This window comes from Halomonas sp. LBP4 (assembly GCF_003202205.1).
Taxonomy (GTDB): Bacteria; Pseudomonadota; Gammaproteobacteria; order Pseudomonadales; family Halomonadaceae; genus Halomonas; species Halomonas flagellata.
The window spans coordinates 1-922 of record NZ_PDOG01000037.1 but is presented as its reverse complement, the minus strand read 5'-3'; the positions used below and the strand labels follow the sequence as shown (position 1 = coordinate 922).

Annotated in this window: 1 protein-coding gene; it reads left to right on the top strand. The window is 44.7% G+C overall.

What is annotated here, in order from left to right; translation table 11 throughout:
* Positions 1-42: 42 nt before the first annotated feature.
* A complete protein-coding gene (locus CR157_RS22440; protein ID WP_146218755.1) occupies positions 43-894 on the top strand; it encodes a hypothetical protein in 852 nt (283 codons plus the stop codon).
* Positions 895-922 lie beyond the last annotated feature (28 nt).

Here is a 922-nt window from a genome sequence, read left to right as displayed (position 1 = left end):
CGATAGAGAACTTTATACCTCGCTCATGAATAGGTCGCCATAATGGTCAAATTCCTACCCTACATACTGCTGATGCTCTCCATTGAAGTTTATGGTCAGCAAGGCGAGTCGCTTTACAGCCAATACCAAGATGTGAAGGGCTCATTCTTTACGTCTGAGATAACCTTTCGATGTCGAAGTGAAGACTACAGGTTTCGAAGCAACATACTGACCCCCGGAGAGCTTTATGTGAAAGAAGGCCTTGACTGGGTTAGGATTAACGACATTGAAATTCGCGATGGCGGAATTTCCTTTGAAGAGCTGATGAGAATTATTCCACCTGATATATCACGTCTCAGAAAGTCTCATGAGATTGAAGGGGTAGATGGACAAAACATCGGCAACACACCCAACCTACTTCAGCCCCAGTACAGTCATGTCACAGGAAAGATGCGAATAGAAATTGACTTTCTGGAGGGAAGATATCGATATACAAATGTTAACGAACTCCAAGTCCCCATCCACATGAATGAAGACCATTATGTGCGCAGCCAAAGAATGACTGGACTGGAAATTAGCACTTGGCAGCTTGGTGTTGGCACTCACACCATGGGAGATAACCTCAGATATTCCTTCGAACTAATTCGCAAAGAAACAAAGCTTTCGAGCCTGCAGAATGACCTATCTCGCAACAATTTCCTTATACATGGACGAGAAGACTTGATGAGTGACATAGCTAAATTAGAAGAGGAGATAGCCAACATCAAGGATCAGCAAAGTGAAGAAGAAGAGATGATGGAATCGAACGAAGCCGCGGCTTATGCCAAACTGGCTGAATACGGCGAGATGGATCTCTATGCCTACATCCCTCGCGGAACGCTATCTCGCTCTTATCACTGTTCCGCAACCGAGTAAGGCAATACTCCATACAGAGCATAGAGAA